At 64.9% G+C, this 21,414-nt stretch carries 21 protein-coding genes; 2 read left to right on the forward strand and 19 right to left on the reverse strand.

The window, feature by feature from the left end; translation table 11 throughout:
- Positions 1-123 precede the first annotated feature (123 nt).
- Positions 124-843 carry an arsenical resistance protein ArsH gene (arsH, locus tag BLT73_RS00630; protein ID WP_090519957.1) on the forward strand — a complete coding sequence of 240 codons (720 nt, stop codon included), beginning with the start codon at positions 124-126 and terminating at the stop codon, positions 841-843.
- A gap of 64 nt (positions 844-907) precedes the next feature.
- On the opposite strand, the gene BLT73_RS00635 is transcribed toward arsH, so the two are convergent.
- The gene (locus BLT73_RS00635; protein ID WP_090519958.1) at positions 908-1,156 is read right to left on the reverse strand and encodes a hypothetical protein; all 249 of its coding nucleotides are present in this window, start codon (positions 1,154-1,156) and stop codon (positions 908-910) included.
- A 112-nt stretch (positions 1,157-1,268) separates the two neighbouring features.
- Positions 1,269-2,879, reverse strand: a complete 1,611-nt coding sequence (locus BLT73_RS00640) for an isocitrate lyase (protein WP_090519959.1) — start codon at positions 2,877-2,879, stop codon at positions 1,269-1,271.
- A gap of 155 nt (positions 2,880-3,034) precedes the next feature.
- On the opposite strand from BLT73_RS00640, the gene BLT73_RS00645 reads away from it, so the two are divergent.
- Complete coding sequence (locus BLT73_RS00645) at positions 3,035-4,468, forward strand: helix-turn-helix domain-containing protein (RefSeq protein WP_090519960.1); 1,434 nt, start codon at positions 3,035-3,037, stop codon at positions 4,466-4,468.
- Between the two features lie 639 nt (positions 4,469-5,107).
- On the opposite strand, the gene BLT73_RS00650 is transcribed toward BLT73_RS00645, so the two are convergent.
- The 17 genes from BLT73_RS00650 to BLT73_RS17195 all read right to left on the reverse strand — a co-directional run bounded on the left by BLT73_RS00650 (position 5,108) and on the right by BLT73_RS17195 (position 21,409).
- Positions 5,108-6,421 carry an ABC transporter permease gene (locus BLT73_RS00650; RefSeq protein ID WP_090519962.1) on the reverse strand — a complete coding sequence of 438 codons (1,314 nt, stop codon included), beginning with the start codon at positions 6,419-6,421 and terminating at the stop codon, positions 5,108-5,110.
- Positions 6,421-7,080 carry an ABC transporter ATP-binding protein gene (locus BLT73_RS00655; protein ID WP_090519963.1) on the reverse strand — a complete coding sequence of 220 codons (660 nt, stop codon included), beginning with the start codon at positions 7,078-7,080 and terminating at the stop codon, positions 6,421-6,423. The genes BLT73_RS00650 and BLT73_RS00655 overlap by 1 nt, the downstream gene beginning before the upstream one ends.
- Positions 7,077-7,517, reverse strand: coding sequence for a hypothetical protein (locus tag BLT73_RS00660; RefSeq protein ID WP_090519964.1), 441 nt, complete (start codon positions 7,515-7,517; stop codon positions 7,077-7,079). Before BLT73_RS00660 ends, BLT73_RS00655 begins: the two co-directional genes overlap by 4 nt.
- Before the next feature lie 79 nt (positions 7,518-7,596).
- On the reverse strand, positions 7,597-9,174 hold the full coding sequence (locus tag BLT73_RS00665; RefSeq protein ID WP_245726886.1) for an alkaline phosphatase: 1,578 nt from the start codon (positions 9,172-9,174) through the stop codon (positions 7,597-7,599).
- Between the two features lie 152 nt (positions 9,175-9,326).
- Positions 9,327-10,031, reverse strand: coding sequence for a tRNA (guanine(46)-N(7))-methyltransferase TrmB (trmB, locus tag BLT73_RS00670; protein ID WP_090520884.1), 705 nt, complete (start codon positions 10,029-10,031; stop codon positions 9,327-9,329).
- A gap of 42 nt (positions 10,032-10,073) precedes the next feature.
- The gene (locus BLT73_RS00675; RefSeq protein WP_090519967.1) at positions 10,074-10,847 is read right to left on the reverse strand and encodes a bile acid:sodium symporter family protein; all 774 of its coding nucleotides are present in this window, start codon (positions 10,845-10,847) and stop codon (positions 10,074-10,076) included.
- Positions 10,848-10,907: 60 nt separating this feature from the next.
- Complete coding sequence (locus BLT73_RS00680; RefSeq protein WP_090519968.1) at positions 10,908-12,581, reverse strand: ribonuclease J; 1,674 nt, start codon at positions 12,579-12,581, stop codon at positions 10,908-10,910.
- Complete coding sequence (locus tag BLT73_RS00685) at positions 12,574-13,371, reverse strand: type III pantothenate kinase (protein WP_090519969.1); 798 nt, start codon at positions 13,369-13,371, stop codon at positions 12,574-12,576. The genes BLT73_RS00680 and BLT73_RS00685 overlap by 8 nt, the downstream gene beginning before the upstream one ends.
- Entirely contained in the window at positions 13,371-14,162 is a 792-nt protein-coding gene (locus BLT73_RS00690) for a biotin--[acetyl-CoA-carboxylase] ligase (protein ID WP_090520886.1), read from the reverse strand. Before BLT73_RS00690 ends, BLT73_RS00685 begins: the two co-directional genes overlap by 1 nt.
- Positions 14,116-15,609 (reverse strand): NADH-quinone oxidoreductase subunit NuoN, encoded by a 1,494-nt coding sequence (gene nuoN, locus BLT73_RS00695; protein WP_090519971.1) that lies wholly within the window; start codon positions 15,607-15,609, stop codon positions 14,116-14,118. The genes BLT73_RS00690 and nuoN overlap by 47 nt, the downstream gene beginning before the upstream one ends.
- 11 nt (positions 15,610-15,620) lie before the next feature.
- On the reverse strand, positions 15,621-17,204 hold the full coding sequence (locus BLT73_RS00700; protein ID WP_090519974.1) for an NADH-quinone oxidoreductase subunit M: 1,584 nt from the start codon (positions 17,202-17,204) through the stop codon (positions 15,621-15,623).
- A gap of 1 nt (position 17,205) precedes the next feature.
- Positions 17,206-19,335, reverse strand: a complete 2,130-nt coding sequence (nuoL, locus tag BLT73_RS00705) for an NADH-quinone oxidoreductase subunit L (RefSeq protein ID WP_090519976.1) — start codon at positions 19,333-19,335, stop codon at positions 17,206-17,208.
- 3 nt (positions 19,336-19,338) lie between these two features.
- Complete coding sequence (nuoK, locus tag BLT73_RS00710; RefSeq protein ID WP_090519977.1) at positions 19,339-19,644, reverse strand: NADH-quinone oxidoreductase subunit NuoK; 306 nt, start codon at positions 19,642-19,644, stop codon at positions 19,339-19,341.
- 99 nt (positions 19,645-19,743) lie between these two features.
- A complete protein-coding gene (locus BLT73_RS00715) occupies positions 19,744-20,346 on the reverse strand; it encodes an NADH-quinone oxidoreductase subunit J (RefSeq protein WP_090519979.1) in 603 nt (200 codons plus the stop codon).
- A complete protein-coding gene (locus BLT73_RS00720; protein WP_090519980.1) occupies positions 20,343-20,747 on the reverse strand; it encodes a carboxymuconolactone decarboxylase family protein in 405 nt (134 codons plus the stop codon). The genes BLT73_RS00715 and BLT73_RS00720 overlap by 4 nt, the downstream gene beginning before the upstream one ends.
- Positions 20,744-21,235, reverse strand: coding sequence for an NADH-quinone oxidoreductase subunit NuoI (gene nuoI / locus BLT73_RS00725; RefSeq protein ID WP_090519981.1), 492 nt, complete (start codon positions 21,233-21,235; stop codon positions 20,744-20,746). The genes BLT73_RS00720 and nuoI overlap by 4 nt, the downstream gene beginning before the upstream one ends.
- A 3-nt stretch (positions 21,236-21,238) precedes the next feature.
- A complete protein-coding gene (locus BLT73_RS17195) occupies positions 21,239-21,409 on the reverse strand; it encodes a hypothetical protein (protein ID WP_176804830.1) in 171 nt (56 codons plus the stop codon).
- Positions 21,410-21,414 lie beyond the last annotated feature (5 nt).

The following is a 21,414-nucleotide window of genomic DNA, read 5'->3' on the forward strand; positions in this document are numbered from 1 at the left end:
GCCGCGCCGGGAAAAGGGGCGCGGCAATTCGGCGCGGTCCCGACGCGGGGCTTCGCCAGGCCTTACATTTCGACATTACATGATATATCGAATATTAACGCATCCGATGAAAGCCTCACCGATTTGACCGACACACCGCAGATCCAGACTGACAGCTTCGCCCCTGTCTCCGCCGCCGCGCTTTTTCCCGCAGCGCCGAGCACCCACGCGCCGCGCATCCTGATCCTGTATGGCTCGCTGCGCAGCCGCAGCTTCTCGCGCTTCGCTGCCGAGGAATGCGCGCGGATCCTTCACCGATACGGCGCCGAGGCGCGGATTTTCGACCCGGCCGGTCTGCCGCAGGTGGATACGGCCGACCCCGACCATCCCAAGGTCGCGGAACTGCGCGATCTGGTGCAGTGGTGCGAGGGGATGGTGTGGTCCTCGCCCGAGCGGCACGGGGCGATGACCGGGCTGATGAAATCGCAGATCGACTGGATCCCGCTGTCGCTTGGCGGGGTGCGCCCGACACAGGGCAAGACGCTGGCGGTGATGCAGGTCTGCGGCGGCAGCCAGAGCTTCAATACCGTCAACCAGCTTCGCATCCTGGGCCGCTGGATGCGGCTGCTGACCATTCCCAACCAGTCCTCCGTCCCGAAAGCCTGGGATGAGTTCGACGCGGCGGGCCGGATGAAGCCATCGCCCTACTACAACCGGATTGTGGATGTGATGGAGGAGCTGGTGAAATTCACCCTGCTGACCCGCGACATTCGCGATCATCTCGTGGACCGCTATTCCGAGCGGGTCGAAACCCGCGAGGAGCTGTCGAAGCGGGTGAACCAGGCCAGGGCCACCGGCGACTGAGATGCCGAATGCAAAAGGGCGGGCTCACACGGCCCGCCCCCCCGCAGATCGTCTTGACGGGCGATCAGCCCTTGGCGTCGCCGTCGGCCTTGTCGCCGGTGCCGCGAATGGTCGGCACGATCTGGTCGCCCCAGGCACCTGCGCCATTGTGGTAACGCGAGACACGGATCACCTCGACCGAGACGCCTTCGTTCACGGCCCGCTGCACCGCGTCGTTGAGGCGGTGGACCGCCTCTGCCACGCGATGGATGGAGCGGGTCTCGCGGTCGCCCTCGGGCAGGTCGATGCGCTGGAAATCGGCGTCTGCAGTCATGTCTTGGTCCTCCGGTTAGGGGTCGCCGCCACATTAGCGGCGGCGACCAAGAGTTTACAGGGCCATTATGCGGCCGCGGACTGGGTCGTCATGCCCTGCATGCCCGCGGCGGTCACTCTGCCGCGAACTGGTTCATGGTGTTCGCGTGGCCACCCGCTTTCAGCGCGCGGTCGCCTGCGACCATTTCCTTGAACGTGTCGCCCAGATCCGAGCCGACCTCGTGCTGGTGCTTGACCGCCGAGATGCCGCGACGGATCTCCTCGCGCTGCACGGTCTTGACGTAGGCAAGCATCTTGTCCTCGCCGAAATAGCCACGCGACAGCTCATCCATCGACTTCGCGGTCAGGTGGAAGGTCGGCAGGGTGATGAGGTTGTGGAACACGCCCGCACGGGTCGAGATATCGTGCTGGAAGTTCTGCAGCCGCGCATCCGCCTCCTGCCCCAGCTCGGTGTCGTCGAATTCCGGCTTCATCAGCTCGTTGCCCTCGGGATAGTCGCCGGCCTGGATCTTGCCTTCCTCGATCCACTGATCGCGGACCTGTTTGCGCAGGTTCAGCGTCCAGTTGAAGCTGGGCGAGTTGTTATAGGTCAGCTTGGCGTTCGGCACGACCTCGCGCACCGCGTTCACCATCCCGGCGATTTCATCGACATTCGGCGTGTCGGTCTCGATCCAGACCATGTCGGCGCCGCCTTCGGTCAGGTTGACGATGCAATCCTCGATCACCCGATCCCGGCCCGAGCCTTCCTTGAACGGGAACAGCCCGTTGGCTAGACGCAGCGGGCGCACGAATTCGCCGTCGCGGAACAGCGCCAGTTCGCCGTCCTTCATCGGGTTGTCATCGGTGATCTTCTCGGTCTTCAGCCATTTGATGTATTCGGCCGCCATATCGCCCGGCTGCTGGCTGACCGGAACCTTCTGGGTCAGACCGGCGCCGAGGCTGTCGGTGCGCGCCACGATGACACCATCGTCGACACCGAGTTCCTCGAAGGCCAGGCGGCAGGCGCGCAGCTTCTCGATGAAGTCCTCGCGCGGCACGGTGACCTTGCCATCCTGGTGGCCGCACTGCTTGGCGTCGGAGACCTGGTTTTCGATCTGCAGGCAGCAGGCCCCGGCCTGGATCAGTTCTTTCGCCAGCAGATAGGTGGCGTGCTCATTGCCGAAACCGGCGTCGATATCCGCGATGATCGGCACGACATGCGATTCGAAATTGTCGATCTTCTCGATGACCGCATTGCGCGCCTCGTCATTGCCGGCCGCTTTCAGTTCCTTGAACAGATCGTTGATCGCCACCTCGTCGGCCTGGCGCAGCGAGACATAGATCTCGCGGATCAGATCGGCGACGGCGGTCTTTTCATGCATCGACTGGTCGGGCAGATGGCCCCAGGTGTTGCGCAGACCGGCCACCATCCAGCCGGACAGGTAGACATAGGCGCGCTTGGTGGTGCCGCGCAGCCGCTTGACCGACTTGATCATCTGCTGGGCGTGAAAGCCCGACCAGCACCCCAGCGACTGGGTGGACAGCGTCGGATCGGCGTCATAGGCGGCCATATCCTCGCGCATGACCCCGGCCATGGCGCGGGCCACGTCCAGATGGGTGTCATAAGTGTTCTGCAGCTTGAGCTGCACGATATCGTCGATGGTGACGCCGCCGGCGGTCTGCCCGTTCGGGTAACGCTTCTCGAGCTCGGCGCGCAGTTCGGCGTAGGTTTTGCGGTTGGCCATGATGGGCTCCTTCCTGCAGATTCGCGGAGAATTCCGCCTGTTCATATTTGTCACCCTAGTAATGTCATTCCTGTTATGCATTAACTTGTTCAGGCAATAGGGTCAGTTTGTCACATTTGTCATTATCGTTACGTTTGTAATGTAAGGAATGTCACATGGCGCGCGGAGAGAAGCTCATCATCGGCAAGCGGCTGAAAGTGCTGCGCACGACGCTGGGGCTGACCCAGGCGCAGATGGCCGAGCAGCTCGATGTCTCACCCAGCTATATCACGCTGATCGAGTCCGATCAGCGGCCGGCCTCGGCCAAGCTGCTGATGCGTCTGGCGCAGGTTTACGATCTGAATGTGGCGGAACTCGCGCCGGGCACGGACACCCAGCTTGCGGTCGATTTCGAGGCCGCGCTGAAGGATCCCGCACTGGATACGGACGGGGTCAGCCGCGCCGAGATGGAGGCGGTGCTGCAGGCCTCGCCGCGCATTGCAGGGGCGTTGGTGCGGCTTCAGGGCCGGCTGCGCGACGCGGTGATGCGTGATCAGGCAGAGGAGAATCCGCTGACCGACCGCAACAAGGTCGAGGTGCTGGCCCAGATCGCCAAGCCCGTCGAGCATGTCCATGACCTGTTCTATGAAAACCGCAACTACATGGATGCGCTCGACCGCGAGGCCGAGCGGGTGGCCGAGAAGAACCGCATCCACCGCGACGAATCGGGGCAGAACCTGCACCGGCTGCTGTCGGCGCATCAGATCCGGGTCCGCCGCCTGCCTGCCTCGGTCATGGGCGGGACGCTGCGCCGCTATGACCCGCATCGCAAGGAGCTGATGCTGTCGGAACGGCTGGATGCGGCGAGCCGCCGGTTCCAGATCGCGGTGCTGCTGGCGCGGCTGGAATACCAGGATCTGCTGGACGAGGTGATGGCGGCGGCCGAGCTTGAAGGCGATGCGACGCGCAGCCTCGCCCGCGTCAGCCTGGCGAATTACTTCGCCGCAGCCCTGCTGATGCCCTATCAGCCCTTCCTCGCGGCCTGCGAATCGGAACGCTATGACCTTGAGGTGATCGGCCATCGCTTCGGCACCAGCTTCGAGCAGACCGCGCATCGCATGACCACGCTGCAACGGCCCGAGGCGCGGGGCATTCCCTTTTTCTTCGTGCGGGTGGATCGCGCGGGCAATGTCTCCAAGCGGTTCAGCGCCGGGCGGTTCCCGTTCTCGCGATTCGGCGGCACCTGCCCGCTCTGGAACATCCACGCGGCCTTCGAGACGCCGGGCCGGATCCAGACCCAACTGATCCGCATGCCGGAGGGGACGCGCTATTTCTCCATCGCCCGCACCGTGACCCGCGCCGGGGGCAGCGCCGCCGCCCCTGCGCCGCGCCTGGCCGTCGGGCTGGGCTGTGACGTGGCTTTCGCGCCGCGGCTGATCTATTCGGACAGCATCGACCAGGACCGGGTGGAGCCGACCGATATCGGGCTGAACTGCTTTCTGTGCGAACGGCAGAACTGCGCCTCGCGTGCGCAGGCCCCGATCAACCGCAATCTCGCCGTCAACGAGTTGGAACGAAGTGTGGCGCTGTTCAGTTTTGAAACCGACTGATCCGGCCCCGGCCGGTTCCAGGCTTGTCGAGGTTCGACCACCGCAAACCCTCACTTGCAGACGCACCACGCAAATCCCCGCCGTGCGTCGGTCGAACCCCGACAAGATCCATCGCCGGCTCGGCTGCCATGACAGATGCACCGCGCGGCAGCGCATATGTCCCGTTGCCAGCTCTGGATACCGTATTCACCACCTACACCAATCGCGGCCGCACATGCCGCACGGCCCCGTCAACCTGTCCGGGCGCCGTTGGACGCGCCCATTCGCCTCGCATCCGGGCCATGCGCCCCGCGGAGGAAAGACCGGCCGGTTCAACCGGCGCGTATGAGATGCAAAAAGGCAGACCCGGTTTCATGCGAAAAATGCCGAAAATACTGTCTCGCGCAGCCCCGCGGCATTTTGTCGCCTGACAGACTGCAGGATCGAGAGGCCCCAATTTCAGGCGCTGAACCTGTACATTGTCAGGATCATAGCACAGGACATGGCCGGTCCGCCAGAATAACCCCACTTCGTTCACCCCATGTGGCAGCTAACCACCGATGGTTGCGCGATCAAATCAACTGTTTGTAATGAAATGCATTTCCTGCGCGCATTCCGTGGGCAAGTCGGCGGATGGCAGCCAAGGCAAGCCGCTTCCTGTCAGCGACGCAACGCCTCGGTCACGTCGCGCCTGAGTGCAACGAGGGCGGGAATCAGCGCGACCAGCAGGCCAAGCGCAAGGCACGCGGCCACCAGATGAAGCTCCGCCCAGCCCAGATCGGCCGCGATCAGCAACCCCGTTCGCGCCGACAGCATGGCGGAGAGCAGATGCACCGCACCGAACGCGACCGCCAGCCCCAGCACGGCGCCGATCCCGAGCAGCAGCGCCGCATAGGACCAGATCAGCGCGAAGATCATCCGTGCCGGCGCGCCCAATGCCTGCAGCAGCGCAAGCCGGCGCGAGAATAATCGCGACAGCACGATCAGCCCGGTCGTCACTGCGGCGAGCACGATCACCTGCGTCACCACGGACATGACCGACATGATCTCGCGCAGATTGCCCATCAGCCCGTGCAGCCGCGACAGCACCGCCCCCGGGAAGAACGCCATGCTGTCATCGCCGTCAAAACGGGATTGCAGCGCGTAAGCGGTCGGCAGGTCGCGGGTGGTGACAAGGATGGCGGGCGTGCCGGGGAAATATTGCGGCGCGAAAGGGGGGCCGACCTGCGGATCCTCTGCATCGGCATGACCATTGCCGAGCCCGTGGGCCAGCCAAACGCCCTCGACCGGCAGGATGATGGCACTGTCCCACGGGCTGCCCGTCGCCCGCATCCGCCCGACCACCCGGACGGTCATGTCGTCATGTGCGTCCGCCTCGGCGGCAGGGCTGCTCCCGTGGGCGGGCGCGAAGCCCTGACCGACCCGCAGCGGCACGCCTGCCCCCACCACGGCCTGGGACGGCGCGGTAAAGGCCGTGCCTTCGGCCAAGTCTCCAGACAGATGGGTCACGAACTCCGCAGTGGACCCGATCAGCGTATGCCCCTGCCAACTGTCGCCATAGGCCAGCGGCGCGATCCGGGCGGAGCCTTTGGCCGCCTCTGCCACGCGCTGCCACATCTGCCCGTCCAGCAGGGGGGCATCACTGGGTTGCAGGAATACCGTCGCCATCAGCATGCCGATCTCGTCGCCCGGCGCGGCAATGACCAGATCGAATTTCTCTGCCACGCGGGCGGTCGCCGTGCGCAGGCCCCGCTCCTGCGCGATCAGTCCGACACCAAGCCCGACTGAGATCGCGACCAGGGCGATGAAGGCCAGATTCGTCCAGAGATGGCGCAGGAACAGGCTGCGTAGCAGGGGCATGAGCGCATATCCCCGGCAGATCCCCCAGCCGAGCAGCAGGAGCGGCGACAGCAGTGCCGCGAGGATCGCGAGATCCTGCGCATCCGCCGACAGATCATGCCAAACCGCAGGCATCACCCGGCCTCCAGCACACCGTCGCGGATGGTCAGCACCCGGTCCATCGCGTCCCAGACTTGCGGATCATGGCTCGCGATCACCACGCTGCGCCCCTCGGCGCGCGCCAGGGCGGCGAGATCGGCGATCAGCGCATCGGCCGTCGCCCGATCGAGACTGGCGGTCGGTTCGTCGGCCAACAGGATCGCAGGATCATGGGCGAGCGCGCGCACCACCGCGACGCGCTGCCGCTCGCCCCCCGACAGGCGATCCGCCCGGCGCTGCGCCAGGCCGGACAGTCCCAGCCGCTCCATCAACGCATCGGCGCGCCGCGACAGCGCCGCGCGGTCGGGTCGGAACACGGCCGAGATCAGCGCGTTCTCGCGCGCGGTCAATTCCTCGAACAGCAGGAAATCCTGGAACACCATGCCCATCTGCGCGCCGCGAAACCGGGTCCGCGCCATGCGCGACATGCGGCAGAGATCGGCATCGCCCCAGGCCAGCCGCCCGGTCCCGGAAAGCAGCCCGGCGAGCGCGTGCAGCGCCGTCGTCTTTCCCGCCCCCGAGGGGCCGCGGATGCAGGTCAGGCTGCAAGCGGGCAGCGCCAGTTCCTCGATCGTCAGCAGCGCCCGTGCGCCAGCCCGCACGGTGAGGCCGGAGATGGACAGCGGCAGGCTCATATCCGGTCGTAGACCGCATCGACCAGGCGAACGCGGCTGACGAAGCCCAGATCAGGGTCCTTGTAGGTGCCAAGTTCCAGCCGGCCATCCACGGCGATGGGGATATTGAAGGCTATCACCCTGACCTGCCGCTTGGTGTAGATCGCGACGATGTCGGCCGGCCAGTCGGCGGCATCGTTGCAGAACGGGCAGACGGCCATCGGCCGCCGCGTCAGCACGAAGAAGCTGCTTTCCGCGCGCAGCGGCGGGGCCATGAAGCCCTCGACGCTGATTCGCCTTCCTTCCAGCCCGGTTGCCAGCGCGGAAAAGCTGCGGTCCTTCTCATAGAGGTCGCGCAGCAGGATCGGCCCGTCCCCCGCCCGCGCCACAGTAGGGGCCGCTGCGAGCGGGGACGCGGCCAGCGACAGAAGAAGGCGGCGGCGCGACAGGGTCAACATCTTCAGCCTCGATCAAATCAATAAAACGAATCGGGCGGGCCGCAGCGCAGCCCGCCCGGCAGTTCTTTGGCCGCGCGGATTATTCCGCGTTCACCGCGTAGTTCATGACGTGGAAGATCATGTTCTGCTCCATCACGCCGCGGAACAGATGCGACCAGGGGCCGTTGGCCATCAGCGCCACGTCCTCACCGGAATGGGTTTCCGAGGTCATCGGGATCAGCGCCTGCTGCAGATAATCCACATCGGTCGCCTCTTCCTGCGTCAGGTCGGGCCGCGAACCGGTATATTCCGGCTGGGCCGGCGCGTCGGCAGCCTCGGCCTCGGCACTGGTTTCGGCCTGGCCGTCGACGTTTTCATGCGTCGCCTCGGCTTCCTCGGGCACCACCTCGCGCATCACCGAGCCGACACCGTTCAGATAGCCGGCCGCGGTGTAGGGCTTGCCGTCGAGACCGACATTCGGCTCTCCGGTGTGCTGCGTGCCGTTATCGTCGACCTGGTAGCACAGGCCGGTGATCGGCGTGCCGCGGCCGCAATAGCCGTTGAAGGCGATCGCATGTTCGTGGTCGGCGGTGACGATGATGAGGGTCTCTTCCGGGTCGACCATCGACACGGCCTGCTCGATCGCGTCGGCGAAGGCCGCGCCGTCGGTGACCGCGCGATGCAGGTTGCCGGCATGGTTGGCGTGATCGACGCGGCCGGCCTCGACCTGCAGGTAGAAGCCGTCATCATTGTCCGAGAGGTTGTTGATCGCCATCTCGGTCATCTCGGCCAGGGTCGGCTCGCCGTCGCGGTCTTCTTCATACTGCATGTGGCTGGCTTCGAAGAGACCCAGCACCGGCTTGGAGTTGTCGATCTGGGACGCGGTGTCGCTGTTCCAGACATATTGCCAGCCCTTGCCCTCGATCTCCTCGATCAGGTTGCGGTCATCGGTCCGGCGGCCCTCGGCGCCTTCGTCATCGGTGATGCCGTTGGGCAGGAAGTGGCGGCGGCCGCCGCCCATGACGAAATCGACGGTTCCAGCGTCAACCGCATCGACGAGCTGCGCGGCGATGTCCTTCTGCGCGCAGTTTTCCGGCAGGCCGGTATTGTCTTCCCAATCGCGATTCGCGGTCTTGGCGTAGACCGCCGCCGGGGTGGCGTGGGTGACGCGCGCGGTGGTGACGACGCCGACCGACTTGCCCATGTCCGACACGATCTCGGAGAAGGTGGTCAGCCCGGCATTCGCCGCCGCATCGCAGCTGTCATAGGCGCCGGCATCATCGACGTTGATGGTGCCGTTGCGCGACTTGACGCCGGTGTTCATGGCGCTCGCCGTCGGAGCCGAGTCCGGGGTCTGGCCGTTGGTGGTGTAGGTCTTGACCAGGGCGAGGTTCGGAAACGCCTCCTGCGGCAGGACGTAATCCTCGCCCATGCCGCCTTCCTGCTGCCCGACCCAGAGGCGGGTGGCATAGTTGGTGCCGACCCCGTTGCCGTCTGCGATGAACAGGATGACATTCTTGGCCTTGCCGGTGTTGGGCTGGATCGCGGCCAGCTCGTCGATCCGGCTCTCGCCATCGGTGAACCACTGGCTGTCCTGCTGGGTCAGTTCGACCTGGGCGAATGCGCCGGTGGCTAGGAACATGCCGGCGAGGGTGAGGGGGAAGCTTCGAATTGTCATGACAGACTCCGCGTTGTTCCCAGCGGTCTTGGCAGGGCCGTGTAACACCGATCTGACAATACAGTGCCATTCGCATGACAGCGCATCCGGCCCGCGATTGCTGGCTGATTCGGGGCGCGACAGGAGGGCATGACGTTCTGGTTGCGGGCGGCTCAGACCCGGCGGAAGCTGAGATATGTGGGGCAGCGCCCTTCGCGCAGCGCCTTCTGCTCATAACGGGTCGAGGGCCAGTCGGGCCAGGCCTCCGCCCGCAGGCTGTCCAGCACGAAGCCCGCCTTCGGCACCTCCTCAAGCGTCTGGCGCACATAGGAGGGGATGTCGGTCGCCACCCGGAACTCCGCGCCCGCGGCCATGACACGGTGCAGCGGCAGCAGATGTTCGGGGGTGACGAAGCGGCGGCGATGGTGGCGCGTCTTGGGCCAGGGATCGGGATAATTCAGAAATGCGCGCGCGATCGCGCCATCGGGCAGCACGTCCATCATGTCGCGCGCATCACCGGGATGGACGCTGACATTGCTGACGCCCGCGGCCTTGATCTTGCCGACCAGCATCGCCACGCCGTTGATGAAGGGCTCGCATCCGACAATGCCGATCTCGGGATAGGTGGCGGCCATGTGGACCATGTGCTCGCCGCCGCCGAAACCGATTTCCAGCCAGACCGGGCAGGCGCGCCCGAACATCTCGGCCGGGTCGATCGGGGTGCGGTCGGGATTGTCCGCCGGGGTGATGCCGCGCGGCCGCAGCGGGCCCAGATCTTCGGCCAGATAGTCTTTCTGGCTGGGCCGAAGCGTCTTGCCGTGGCGGCGGCCATAGAAGTTGCGATGGGTCGGGTGCGGATCGAAGGGCTTGTCGGACATGGGCGGCAGCATGTGGCAAGGCAAGGCACGCCCGTCAAGCCGTTACCGCCGCCGCGCCCGCCAGGCGATGAGGGCGAAGGGCACGGCATACATCACCACGCCGTAGAGCGCCGGAACCAGTGCCGCGAAGCCGATATTGGCGAATTCCGCGATCACCACCGCAATCGCGCAGTTCTGCATCGCGGTCGAGATGCCGACCGCCGGCCCCTGCCCCGGCGCAAGCAGACGCGCCGCGAGCCATGCGGCCAGCACCGCGCCGCCCGCCAGGGCAACGGAAGCCACGAGCATCCGCAGGTCAAACACCGTGCCGTAACGAATCAGCGCCTGAAGCAACAGCAGCCCGGTCAGCAGCGACGCCGCCAGCGAGACCGGGCGAGCCAGCTTTGCCGCGACGCCGCGGGCGATGCGTGCCATGGTCATGCCCGCAAAGAACGGCAGCAGGATCAGCCCCGACAGGATCATGAGCCAGGTCGGGTCCGGGCCGGTCGGCAACACCCAGAGAAGAAACAGCGGCGTCGAGATCGCGGTCAGACTGCGGGCCAGACCGACATGCCCGCCGGCGAGGCCAACCAGGACATGGCTGGCCGTGGTCGCCGGCGCCATCGCCGTCAGCATCAGCCCAACCGCCGGCGCGACGCTCAGATCCATGAGGCGCGTCAGCAGCAGCGCCCAGACTGGCAGGACGATCATCTGCAAGGCCAGCCCGGTCAGGATCGCCCGCGGCATCCGCAGCAGCCGCAGATAGACCCCGCCGCGCAGTCCCAGCCCGGCGGAAAACATCACCACGGCCAGCGACAGCGACAGAAGAATCGTCATTCACCCCGCCCCCATGGCATCAGGCCATACCCCATTGGGATTGGCCCAGGGTTCCGCCGGTCAGGGCGCAAGCCGGCTGATAATGACGGTGACCTCGGGCTTCTTGCCGATCTCGTCCATGGCGACCTGGCGGGTGATCTTGCGCACGCCCTCTTCCAGCTTCTGATCGTCCACCGCGGTCTTGGCATCGACCCGCTCCAGATACTCGGCCAGCTCCGATTCGATCTGCTGCGCCACCGGCGCGTTGGAGCGCCCTTGTTCCGGCAGGCCCATCGTCTCGACCCAGGCGTCGGGGAAAGGATTGTCGTTCTCATCGACGATCACGCTGACCATTGCGTGGCCGTTCAGCGCCATGCGGATCCGGTCGCGCACGACGCCATCCATGGCCCCGATCAGCACGCCGCCGTCCAGATAGATCCGCCCGGTCTCGACCTCATCGACGATCTGCGGCGCTTCGCCGGTCAGATCCAGCATGGTCCCGTTCGTCGCGATGACCGAGGCGATTCCCTTGGAGCGGCCAAGTTCGGCATGTTCGCGCAGATGCATATGCTCGCCATGCATCGGGATCAGCATCTGCGGTTTCAGCAGATCATGCACCGCCTCCAGATCCGGGCGGTTGGCATGGCCCGAGACGTGATAGATCCCGTCATCGGCGTCATAGACATCCACGCCCATCTCCGAGAACTGGTTCATGTTGCGGATCACGCCGCGCTCATTGCCCGGAATGATGCGCGAACTGAACAGGAAGCTGTCGCCCTCCTTCAGCCGGATGCCGAGATAGGAGCCGCGCGCGAGCTGTGCGGTGGCCGCGCGCCGCTCGCCCTGGCTGCCGGTCACCAGCAGCATCACCTTGTCGCGCGGCAGATCGGCCGCCTCCTCGGGGCTGATCGTGTTGGGGAAATCCGACAGCACGCCGGTTTCCTGCGCCACCTGCACCATGCGCCGCATCGACCGGCCGAGCAGGCAGATCTTGCGATCCGCCGCCACGCCGGCCTCGGCCAGCGTTTTTACTCGCGCCACGTTCGACGCGAAGGTCGTCGCCACCACCATATTCGGCTGGGCCATGACGAAATCCAGCATCGGATTGGCCAGAAGCGCCTCGGACCGGCCGGGCTGCGGGCTGAACACATTGGTCGAATCGCAGGTCAGCACCTTCACGCCGCCGCTTTCCTTGGCGATGTCGTGCCACAGCTTCGGCTCGAAGGGCTCGCCCACGCCGGGGGTGCCATCCAGTTTGAAATCGCCGGTATGCACGATCCGGCCCGCCGGGCTGTCGATGATGAGCGCCGAGCTTTCCGGGATGGAGTGACTGATCGGCACGAACTGCACCGTAAACGGCCCGGCCTCGACGACATCGGGGCGCGGGTCGTGGATTTCGATCGCGTCGGTGGGCAGGCCGCGCTCCTCCATCTTCATCCGGGCCAGCGTGCCGGTGAATTTCCGGCAATGGACGGGCACCTCCAGCCGGTCCCACAGCAGCCCGAGCGCGCCGACATGATCCTCATGCGCGTGGGTGATGAAGATCGCTTCGATCCGCTTGCGGTTGGCCTGCAGCCAGCCGATATCGGCCATGATGAGGTCGATGCCCGGCGTCGAGTCCATGTCGCCGAACGTCACCCCCAGATCGACCAGGATCAGCCGTTCCTTGCCCTTCGGCCCGTAGCCGTAGACATAGGCGTTCATGCCGATTTCGCCCGCGCCGCCGAGCGGCAGATAGATCAGACGGTCAGACATTCCCCGCCTCCTTGTTATAATCGTAAATGAGCCGGAGCCCGTGAACCGTCAGATCGTCGTCAATGCTGTCGAAAACATCCGTGCCCTGCTCGAAAAGCGGGGCCAGGCCGCCGGTGGCGATGACTTTCATGTCCCGGCCGCGCTCTGCGCGGATCCGGCTGATGATGCCTTCGACAAGCCCGATATAGCCCCAGAAGATCCCGGACTGGATGCAGGCGACCGTATTCGTGCCGATGACCGTTTCGGTGCCGTTGGTGCTTGTCGGCTTGGTCACATCGACATGAGGCAACGACGCCGCACCCATATGCAGCGCCTCGAGCGACAGGTTGACGCCGGGGGCGATCACCCCGCCGATATAGGCACCTGTCGGATCAGCGACATCGAACGTGGTGGCGGTGCCGAAATCCACGACGATCAGATCATCCCCGTGGCGCTCATGCGCAGCCCAGGTATTGACGATGCGGTCGGGCCCGACCGTCACCCCGGCATCGACCTTGGGCGGCGCCGGCAGCAGGCAGTCGGGCTTGCCGACGACAAGCGGGCGGGTGTTGAAATAGCGGTTGCACAGGACGCGCAGGTTGAACACCACCCGCGGCACGGTGGAAGAGATGATGCAGCGGTCGATATCCAGTTCGAAATGGGTGAGCGAGATCAGCGTCTCCAGCCAGACGTAATATTCATCCGCCGTGCGGGTGTGATCCGTGGCGATCCGCCAATGCGACAGGAACCGCTCGCCATCCCAGACCGAGAAGACGGTGTTGGTGTTGCCGGTATCAATGCAAAGCAGCATCAGAAAAACACTTCCGCAGCAGGGACTGCCTGTCTGCCGGAGGCGGTTGTCAGGATCAAGGCCCCGCTTGCGTCGATCCCGTCGAACCGGCCGGTGAGTTCGGCCGTGCCGGTCCGCGCGACGATGGTCTCACCCAGCCGCGCGGCGCGGGCCAGGAAGGCGTCGCGGATGGGCGCAAACCCCTCTGCCTGGAACCGGATCTCCCATGCGGCGAAGGCCGGGGCCAGCAAATCTAGGAACTCCTCCGGGGTGACAGACATGCCGGTCTCGCCGCGCAGGGAGACCGGGGCGAAGCTGGCATCCGGCTCCGGCGGCGGGGCCGCCGCCAGATTGACGCCGATCCCGATGGCGAGCGCCGACACCTCCTGCCCGCGCCCGCTGCTTTCCAGCAGGATCCCCGCCACCTTGCCGCCATTGAGCAGCACGTCATTCGGCCATTTCAACGCCAGCCGCGCCGACGGCCCGCCCGCCGCGCCGAGCGCGTCGTGCAGCGCCAGCGCCGCCACGAAGCTGTACAGCGCCATCTCGCCTGCCGGCGCAGTGGGCTGCTGAACCAGCGTCGCGGCGAAATTGCCCGCCGGCATCGACCAGGCCCGGCCCCTGCGCCCGCGCGCGCCGGTCTGTTCCAGCGCCATCACCCAGGCCGGCCCCGAGAGATGGGCGGCCATGTTCAGCGCCTCGGTGTTGGTGGAGCCGCAGCGCGGCAGCACATGCCGCGCCACGCCCTCTGGCCATGCGCCGGGATCAGTCAACTTGCTGGATCGCCGCGGTCTCGATGTCGCCGGGCGCATGCGCATCGACGATCATCAGGGATTCCGCCGCCCGCCCCGCCGCGCGGTCCACGCCGAACATGGTGACCGCGCCGAACAGCGTGACCACCGCCGACGCCACCAGAAGCGCGTAGGAGGCCGTGCTCATCCGGCTGCCGACCGGCTCGATGTCGCGGCCGAAATACATGTAGTAGACGACGCGCAGATAATAGAACGCGCCAATCACCGACGCGATCAGCCCGCCGCCGGCCAGCCAGGCCATACCGCCATCCACCGCCGCGTTCAGCACCGCGAACTTGGCGAAGAAGCCCAGCATCGGCGGCACCCCGGCGAGGCTGAAGAACAGCACCAGCACCGCCATGGCCTTCACTGGCTGCGCCTTCGCGAACTGGTGCAGGCTGGCCAGGTCCGACACCGGCTCGCCGTCGCGTTCCAGCGACAGGATCCAGGCGAATACGCCGACATTCATCACGGTGTAGATCGCCATGTAGAGCAGCATCGACTCCACGCCAAGCGCGGTGCCGGCCGACAGCCCGACCAGGGCAAACCCCATATGCGCGATCGAGGAATAGGCCATCAGCCGCTTGATGTTGGTCTGCCCCAGCCCGGCGATGGAGCCGAGGAACATCGAGAGCAGCGCCAGCACTGCCAGGATCTGGCCCCAGTCATCCGGCACCCGCCCGAACGCATCGGTCAGCACCCGCGCCAGCAGCGCCATCGCGGCGACCTTCGGCGCAGTGGCGAAGAACGCGGTGACCGGCGTGGGCGAGCCCTCATAGACATCGGGTGTCCACATATGGAACGGAACCGCGCTGACCTTGAACGCCAGTCCGACGATCACGAAGACCATGCCGAACAGCAGCCCGACCGGCAGCGTATCGCCCTGCACCACCTGGATGATGCCCGAGAAATTCGTTGTGCCGGCGAAGCCGTAGATCAGCGAGGCACCGTAAAGCAGCAGGCCCGAGCTCAGCGAGCCCAGCACGAAATATTTCAGCCCGGCCTCCGAGGACTTGACGGAATCGCGCCGCATCGCCGCGACGACGTAAAGCGCCAGCGATTGCAGCTCCAGCCCGAGATACAGCGTCAGCAGATCACCGGCGGAGACCATGAACATCATCCCGGTCGCGGCAAGCGCGATCAGGATCGGAAACTCGAAGCGCAGCATGCCGCGCCGGGCCAGGTAATCCGCGCTCATCGCCATGACGGCAGCGGCCGAGACCAGGATCACGATCTTGCAGAACCGCGCGAAGCCGTCCGAGATGAACATGTCGAAGAAGGCGGCGCCCTCGGTCGGGCGTCCGGCGCCGACATAGAAGGCCAGGATCAGGAACGCCGAGACCGTGGCCCAGAGCAGGCCCCGCGCGATGCGGTCCTTGCCGAAATACGCCCCGGCCATCAGGGCTGCGAGCGCATAGCCGGCCAGCAGGATTTCCGGCATGATGATCGTGAAGTCGAGCGAATTCATGTCCGGTCCTCTCAGTGCTCTGCCGCGGCGTCGTCCGCCCCGGCCGTGGCCTCGGCGACGCGGTACGCGGCCGGGTCGTCATGCCGCTCGGCATTGGCGGTCTCGACATCGTTCAGCAGGGCCGCGACGCTGGGCCCGGTGATGTCGGTGACAACGCGGGGATAGATGCCCAGCCACAGCGTCATGGCGATCAGCGGCACGAAAATCCAGCGTTCGCGCGGCGTCATGTCGGTGATGGATTTCAGGCTCTCCTTCAGCAGCGCCCCAAGCGTGACCCGGCGATACAGCCACAGCGCATAGGCCGCCGACAGGATCACCCCGGTCGCCGCGACCAGACCGACCCAGGTGTTCTCGCGGAACACGCCGAGCAGCGTCAGGAACTCGCCCACGAATCCCGAGGTGCCGGGCAGCCCGACATTGGCCATGGTGAAGAACATGAAGACTAGCGCGTATTTCGGCATCCGGTTCACCAGCCCGCCATAGGCGTCGATTTCGCGCGTGTGCATGCGGTCATAGATCACGCCGACCAGCAGAAACAGCGCGCCGGAGATGAAGCCGTGGCTGAGCATCTGGAAGATCGCCCCGTCCACGCCGACCTGGTTCGCTGCGAAAATTCCCATAGTCACGTAGCCCATATGGGCCACCGAGGAATAGGCGATCAGCTTCTTCATGTCCGACTGCGCCAGGGCCACAAGCGAGGTGTAGACGATCGCGATGGCCGACAGCCAGAACACCACCGGCTGGAAAATATCGGAGGCCACCGGGAACATCGGCAGTGAGAACCGCAGAAAGCCGTAGCCGCCCATCTTCAGCAGCACCGCTGCCAGCACGACCGACCCAGCCGTGGGGGCCTGAACGTGCGCGTCGGGCAACCAGGTATGGACCGGCCACATCGGCATCTTGACCGCGAAGCTGGCGAAGAAGGCCAGGAACAGCAGCGTCTGCAACCCGCCGAAAATTGTCCAGCCGAGGAACTGCATCGGCTCGGAGGAGAAATCGAACGCCAGAAGCAACTCGATATCTGTCGTGCCCGCCGCGCGGTACATGGCGATCATCGCCAGCAGCATCAGAACCGAACCGAGGAAGGTGTAGAGGAAGAACTTGAAGGCCGCGTAGATCCGGTTCTGCCCGCCCCAGATGCCGATGATCAGGAACATCGGGATCAGCCCGGCCTCGAAGAACAGGTAAAACAGGATCAGGTCGAGCGCGGTGAACACGCCGATCATCAGCCCTTCCAGCACCAGGAAGGCGATCATGTATTCCTTGACCCGCGTCTCCATCTCCCAGGTGGACAGGATGGTCAGCGGCATCAGGAAGGTGGTCAGCAGCACGAACAGGATGGAGATCCCGTCCACGCCCATCTTGTAGCGCAGCCCCATGATCCAGTTGCGATCCTCGACGAACTGGAAGCCGGTATTGGCCGGATCGAAGCCGAACAGGGTGGTCAGCGAGATCACAAAGGTCGCGGTGGTGGCGATCAGCGCCAGCCATTTCGCATTGCGACGCGCAGCCGCGTCGTCGCCGCGCAGGAACACGGCCAGGATCAACGCGGCCACCAGCGGCAGGAAGGTGATGATGGATAGGATATTGGTCATCTTACATGCTCCCGCGCATCATCACCCAGATCAGCAGCGCCAGGATGCCGACCACCATCGCCAATGCGTAGTGGAAGAGATAGCCCGACTGCATCCGGCCCGCGAAGCGCGTCAGCCGCGGGATCAGCCCCATGGCGACGCCGTTGATGGCACCGTCGATGACCCGCCCGTCGCCGCCCTGCCACAGCGACCGGCCCAGCCAGCGCGCCGGGCGCACAAAGGCATGGTCGTAGATCTCGTCGAAATACCATTTGTTCAGCAGGAATTCGTAAAGAGGGCGCTGCGTCGCGGCCAACCGTGCCGGCGCGTCGGGATAGCGGATATACATCATCCAGGCGGTGAACAAGCCGATCAGCATGGCGATGAAGGGCGAGATCTTCACCCATTTCGGCACGTAATGGGCGTCATGCAGGACATGATTGTCCGGGTGCATGTAGATCGCCCCGCCCACCGGCGCCGGAACATCGGTGTTCAGCACCCCGTCCTCGGCATGTCCGGCCTCTGCCTCGCCGGCGGCCTCTGCCGGTGCCGCGTCCTCAGCAACGGCTACGGTCTCATGGGTTTCGGCCCCGGCCGCCTCCTCGGTCGTCTCGGCCGAGGCGTGTTCCTCCGCCCCGCCCAGATGGAAGAACTGGTTGACCCGGTCGCCGAAGAAATCGCCATACCAGACCATGCCCGAGAAGATGGCGCCGATGGCCAGCACCCCCAGCGGAACGGTCATCACGGGCGGCGATTCAAGGGCGTGGTCATGGGTGTGGTGATCGCCGCGCGGCTTGCCCCAGAAGGTCATGAACATCAGCCGCCAGCTATAGAAGCTGGTGAAGCCCGCCGCGATCACCAGGGCCCAGAAGGCGAACTGGCTGCCCACGAAGGCGCTTTCGATCACGGCATCTTTCGACAGGAAGCCCGCGAAGCCGATATGGGTCAGCGGAATGCCGACCCCGGTGATGGCCAGCGTCCCGATCAGCATCGCCCAGAACGTGTAAGGCAGTTTCTTGCGCAGCCCGCCATAGTTCCGCATGTCCTGCTCGTGATGCATGCCGTGGATGACCGAGCCAGCGCCAAGGAACAGCATGGCCTTGAAGAAGGCATGGGTCAGCAGGTGGAACATGGCCACCGAATACACCCCGACCCCGGCGGCCACGAACATATAGCCGAGCTGCGAACAGGTCGAATAGGCGATGACGCGCTTGATGTCGTTCTGCACCAGCCCGACCGTCGCTGCGAAGAACGCCGTGCAGGCGCCAATGATGGTGATGAAGGCAGTCGCGGTCGGCGCGAACTCATAGAGCGGCGACATCCGGCAGACCAGGAACACCCCGGCCGTCACCATGGTCGCGGCGTGGATCAGCGCCGACACGGGCGTCGGGCCTTCCATCGCGTCGGGCAGCCAGGTGTGCAGGAACAGCTGCGCCGACTTGCCCATCGCACCGATGAACAAGAGCACGCCCAGCAGGTTCGCCGCGTTCCAGTCGGTCCACAGGAACCGCACCGAGGTCTCGGCGATCTCGGGCACCTGCGCGAAGATCTCGTCGAACACCACCGAGCCGGTCAGCCACCACAGCCCGAAAATCCCAAGCAAGAAGCCGAAATCCCCGACCCGGTTGACGATGAACGCTTTCATCGCCGCGGCCCCGGCGGAGGGCTTTTTGTAGTAGAAGCCGATCAGCAGATAGGAGGCGACGCCCACGCCTTCCCAGCCGAAGAACATCTGGAGAAGGTTATCCGCCGTCACCAGCATCAGCATGGCAAAGGTGAAGAAGGACAGATAGGCGAAGAACCGCGCCTTGTAGTTCTCGGTCTCGGTGAAATTCTCGTCATGCGCCATGTAGCCCATCGAATAAAGATGGACGAGCGCCGAGACGGTCGTCACCACGATCAGCATGATCGCCGTCAACCGGTCCAGCCTGATCGCCCATTGCGACACGAAATCGCCCGACACGATCCAGTCCAGCACCGGGATGTGGCGCGGCTCGCCGTCGAAGGACAGGAACACGATCCAGGACAGCAGGCAGCACAGGAACAGGATGCCGGTGGTCAGCATCTGCGCCGCCTTCTCGCCGGTGACGCGCCATCCGAAACCGGCGATCAGCGATCCGATCAGCGGGGCAAAGAGGATGATCTTTTCCATGAATCAGCCCTTCATCACGTTGACGTCTTCGACCGCGATGGTGCCGCGGTTGCGGAAGAACACGACCAGGATCGCAAGCCCGATCGCGGCCTCGGCGGCGGCGACGGTCAGCACGAACAGCGTAAAGACCTGCCCGCCCAGATCGTCCAGATGGGCCGAGAAGGCGACGAAGTTGATGTTGACGGCCAGCAGCATCAGTTCGATCGACATCAGGATGACGATGACGTTCTTGCGGTTCACGAAGATGCCGAAAATACCGGTGACGAACAATATCGCCCCCACGACAAGGTAATGTGTCAATCCGATCATCGTCTCTGTCCCTTCGGGTGTTTCACCCGCTGAAGTATCCGTTTGCCACCAGCACCGCGACGGCGATGCCAATGGCGATGGCGGTCCAGCCGCCTGCCGTCACAACCCCTGTCCGGGCTTCACATCCCGCAGCTCAAGCTGTTTTTCCGGGTCGGTCCACATCTGTTTCAGCACGTTCTGCCGCTTCACGTCGCGGCGGTGGCGCAGCGTCAGCAGGATCGCCCCGATCATCGCCACCAGCAGGATCAGTCCGGCCAGCTGGAAGGCGATGAAGTAGCGATCGTACAGCACCAGCCCGATGGAATTGGTGTTATAGGTGCTGGTCGGGATCGGCGCGACCAGCATGTCGCCCGCGGTCTCCGCGCTTTCCCAGCCGGCAAAGCTCATGCCCAGCACCGTCATCAGCACGAGCGCGATGACCAGCCCGAGCGGCAGGAACCGCGCCAGTTCGCCCCGCAACTCGGCGAAATCCACGTCCAGCATCATCACCACGAACAGGAACAGAACCGCGACCGCGCCGACATAGACGATGATCAGCAGCATCGCCACGAACTCCGCCCCCTGCAACACGAACAGCCCCGCCGCGCAGAGGAAGGTCAGGATCAGCCACAGCACCGAATGCACCGGGTTCTTCGAGATCACCACCATGAAGCCGGCCAGGCAGGCGAGGATCCCAAACAGGTAGAATGCAAAGACCATCATGCCTCGTTCTCCTCGTCATAGACGCTGGAGGCGATCTCCAGGGCCTTCTGCATGGCGGGCAGTCCCGCGAACATGCTCATCTGATAGATCGTCTCCGCGATCTCGCGCTTCGTCGCCCCGGCCTCGAGCGCCTGACGGATCGACATGCGCAGTTGCGGCTCGGCCATGGCGCCCTGCACCGTGATCGCGCCAATGGTCAGCAACAACCTTGTCTTCGCATCCAGCCCCTCGCGGTTGAAGGTCTTGCCGAACCACATTTCCATCACGTCGGCGGGCATGGTCGGGATCAGCTTCTCGAACGCCTTGGTGTCGACCTGCTCCATCGCCGGGTTGAAGGCGCGCGCCATCTCATGCCCCTGCTGGAGCATCTGCTGGAACAGGCGGTTGAAGGCGTCGGTCATCTGTAGGGCGCATCCAGTGCAAGGTTGCGGGCGATTTCGGCTTCCCAGCGATCGCCGTTCTCAAGCAGTTTCTGCTTGTCGAAGAACAGCTCCTCGCGGGTTTCGGTGGCGAACTCGAAATTCGGGCCTTCGACGATGGCATCGACCGGGCAGGCTTCCTGGCAGAAGCCGCAATAGATGCATTTCGTCATGTCGATGTCGTAGCGGGTGGTCCGGCGCGACCCGTCCTCGCGCGGCTCGGCGTCGATAGTGATCGCCTGCGCCGGGCAGATTGCCTCGCACAGCTTGCAGGCGATGCAGCGTTCCTCGCCGGACGGGTAGCGGCGCAGCGCGTGTTCGCCCCGGAAACGCGGGGAAAGCGGGCCCTTCTCATGCGGGTAGTTGATGGTTTCCTTCGGAGCGAAGAAATACTTCATCCCGAGGCCGAAGCCCTTGATGAAATCCCAGAGCAGGAAATATTTCGTCGCACGGGCAAGATCGAATGCCATGGTTCAGCGCCCCCTTAGACGTTCTGCGACAAAACGGTCGAATGCCGCGACGAGGGCGCGGATTCGCGCCGCGTCGCTGTCCTGCAAGGCGTGGTCCGCCAGGTAATGGGCGAATTCGGCCTTGTCGGTCTCGCTGGCATTTGCAAGCGCGGTTGCGATGGTTTGCTCCGACATGTCGT

This window comes from Paracoccus isoporae (assembly GCF_900101865.1).
GTDB lineage: Bacteria > Pseudomonadota > Alphaproteobacteria > Rhodobacterales > Rhodobacteraceae > Paracoccus > Paracoccus isoporae.

Bases quoted from the DNA above. Each gene is read 5' to 3' on its own strand.
- BLT73_RS00665 (WP_245726886.1), bottom strand. From the start codon at position 9,174: ATGACAATTCGAAGCTTCCCCCTCACCCTCGCCGGCATGTTCCTAGCC.
- nuoN (WP_090519971.1), bottom strand. From the start codon at position 15,609: ATGAATTCGCTCGACTTCACGATCATCATGCCGGAAATCCTGCTGGCC.
- BLT73_RS17195 (WP_176804830.1), bottom strand. From the start codon at position 21,409: ATGTCGGAGCAAACCATCGCAACCGCGCTTGCAAATGCCAGCGAGACC.
- BLT73_RS00715 (WP_090519979.1), bottom strand. From the start codon at position 20,346: ATGATGGTCTTTGCATTCTACCTGTTTGGGATCCTCGCCTGCCTGGCC.
- nuoK (WP_090519977.1), bottom strand. From the start codon at position 19,644: ATGATCGGATTGACACATTACCTTGTCGTGGGGGCGATATTGTTCGTC.
- BLT73_RS00640 (WP_090519959.1), bottom strand. From the start codon at position 2,879: ATGGCCAACCGCAAAACCTACGCCGAACTGCGCGCCGAGCTCGAGAAG.
- BLT73_RS00650 (WP_090519962.1), bottom strand. From the start codon at position 6,421: ATGCCTGCGGTTTGGCATGATCTGTCGGCGGATGCGCAGGATCTCGCG.
- BLT73_RS00720 (WP_090519980.1), bottom strand. From the start codon at position 20,747: ATGACCGACGCCTTCAACCGCCTGTTCCAGCAGATGCTCCAGCAGGGG.
- BLT73_RS00635 (WP_090519958.1), bottom strand. From the start codon at position 1,156: ATGACTGCAGACGCCGATTTCCAGCGCATCGACCTGCCCGAGGGCGAC.
- trmB (WP_090520884.1), bottom strand. From the start codon at position 10,031: ATGTCCGACAAGCCCTTCGATCCGCACCCGACCCATCGCAACTTCTAT.
- nuoI (WP_090519981.1), bottom strand. From the start codon at position 21,235: ATGGCATTCGATCTTGCCCGTGCGACGAAATATTTCCTGCTCTGGGAT.
- BLT73_RS00660 (WP_090519964.1), bottom strand. From the start codon at position 7,517: ATGTTGACCCTGTCGCGCCGCCGCCTTCTTCTGTCGCTGGCCGCGTCC.
- BLT73_RS00690 (WP_090520886.1), bottom strand. From the start codon at position 14,162: ATGCGCCCGGCGACATCGAGACCGCGGCGATCCAGCAAGTTGACTGAT.
- nuoL (WP_090519976.1), bottom strand. From the start codon at position 19,335: ATGGAAAAGATCATCCTCTTTGCCCCGCTGATCGGATCGCTGATCGCC.
- BLT73_RS00680 (WP_090519968.1), bottom strand. From the start codon at position 12,581: ATGTCTGACCGTCTGATCTATCTGCCGCTCGGCGGCGCGGGCGAAATC.
- BLT73_RS00675 (WP_090519967.1), bottom strand. From the start codon at position 10,847: ATGACGATTCTTCTGTCGCTGTCGCTGGCCGTGGTGATGTTTTCCGCC.
- BLT73_RS00700 (WP_090519974.1), bottom strand. From the start codon at position 17,204: ATGACCAATATCCTATCCATCATCACCTTCCTGCCGCTGGTGGCCGCG.
- BLT73_RS00685 (WP_090519969.1), bottom strand. From the start codon at position 13,371: ATGCTGCTTTGCATTGATACCGGCAACACCAACACCGTCTTCTCGGTC.
- BLT73_RS00645 (WP_090519960.1), top strand. From the start codon at position 3,035: ATGGCGCGCGGAGAGAAGCTCATCATCGGCAAGCGGCTGAAAGTGCTG.
- BLT73_RS00655 (WP_090519963.1), bottom strand. From the start codon at position 7,080: ATGAGCCTGCCGCTGTCCATCTCCGGCCTCACCGTGCGGGCTGGCGCA.